This window comes from Bariatricus sp. TF06-38A, assembly GCF_027690675.1.
In the GTDB taxonomy this organism is placed as follows: Bacteria; Bacillota; Clostridia; order Lachnospirales; family Lachnospiraceae; genus Allocoprococcus; species Allocoprococcus comes.
This window is the reverse complement of record NZ_JAQFCE010000050.1, coordinates 5,198-6,943: the sequence shown is the minus strand read 5'-3', so window position 1 is coordinate 6,943 and position 1,746 is coordinate 5,198. Positions and strand designations below refer to the sequence as shown.

Here is a 1,746-nt window from a genome sequence, read left to right as displayed (position 1 = left end):
TTGAAAACTGCATACAAAAATAAATCAATTCTCAAATAGAGAAAGACATCCGAGGTGATCATCACCGCAAGGTAATGATTAACTTACATCTTCGAGAAAACGAAGTAAAAAAACGACCTGAAATACCAACGCATGCAACGCTATGCATGTGTAACCGGATCCCATTCCCGTGGGAGAAGGGAGTTGGTTATGCTAGAAAGAGCGCAGGGTGGATGCCTTGGCACTAAGAGCCGATGAAAGACGTGATAAGCTGCGAAAAGCTTCGGGGAGGAGCAAATATCCGATGATCCGGAGATATCTGAATGGGGAAACCCGGCTGGACAGACTCCAGTCATCCATACGCCAATCCATAACGTATGGAAGGGAACCCGGTGAACTGAAACATCTAAGTAGCCGGAGGAAGAGAAAACAACAAGTGATTCTGTGAGTAGCGGCGAGCGAAAACGGAAGAGCCCAAACCGGAATGCGTGCATTCCGGGGTTCGGACCGCGTAATTGATCTGATAAGTTTAGCAGAATGGTTTTGGGAAAGCCAGCCAGAGAGGGTGAAAGCCCCGTAAGCGAAAGACGAGTCAGCAAGGCGGGATCCAGAGTACCACGAGACACGAGAAACCTTGTGGGAATGAGCGGGGACCACCCCGTAAGGCTAAATACTCCTTAGTGACCGATAGCGCATAGTACTGTGAAGGAAAGGTGAAAAGGACCCCGGGAGGGGAGTGAAAGAGAACCTGAAACCCTGTGTTTACAAGCTGTGGAACATCTATATATGATGAACCGCGTACTTTTTGTAGAACGGTCCGGCGAGTTACGCCATCTGGCGAGGTTAAGTTCTTAAGGAATGGAGCCGAAGTGAAAACAAGTCTTAATAGGGCGTTAAGTCAGATGGAGTAGACCCGAAACCGGGTGATCTATCCATGTCCAGGATGAAGTTGCCGTAAAAGGCAATGGAGGTCCGAACCCACATCCGTTGAAAAGGGTGGGGATGAGGTGTGGATAGGGGAGAAATTCCAATCGAACCCGGAGATAGCTGGTTCTCCTCGAAATAGCTTTAGGGCTAGCCTCATGAGAGTCTTTTGGAGGTAGAGCACTGAATTCCCGCGGGGGCGTCAAAGCTTACCAAAGGATATCAAACTCCGAATGCCAGTAAGATGATTCATGGGAGTCAGACTGCACGAGATAAGTTGGGCAGTCAAAAGGGAAAGAGCCCAGACCTGCAGCTAAGGTCCCAAAATGTGTGTTAAGTGGAAAAGGATGTGGGATTTCAAAGACAACCAGGATGTTGGCTTAGAAGCAGCCATACATTAAAAGAGTGCGTAATAGCTCACTGGTCGAGAGGTCCTGCGCCGAAAATGTCCGGGGCTGAAACACACTACCGAAGCTCAGGAATTAACGTAGTTAATTGGTAGAGGAGCATTCTTAAAGGGAAGAAGCAGTACCGGAAGGAGCTGTGGACTTTTAAGAAGAGAGAATGCCGGAATGAGTAGCGAGAGGAAGGTGAGAATCCTTCCGGCCGAATACCCAAGGTTTCCAGAGTAAAGCTGATCTGCTCTGGGTAAGTCGGGGCCTAAGGTGAGGTCGAAAGACGTAGCCGATGGACAACAGGTTGAAATTCCTGTACTGCAGTATAACAGAACTGTGGGGACGCAGAGGGAGAGCACTAGCGGGAATGGAATCCCGCGGCAAGCGAGGTAGGAGCCGCGTTGGCAAATCCGCGTGACAATCCGAAGACGTGATGCATACCGAACTG

General features: G+C 49.3%; 1 rRNA gene (running past one end of the window). It reads left to right on the top strand.

What is annotated here, in order from left to right:
- Nucleotides 1-185 precede the first annotated feature (185 nt).
- A 23S ribosomal RNA gene (locus tag PG418_RS18860) occupies nucleotides 186-1,746 on the top strand (it continues 1,454 nt past the right edge of the window).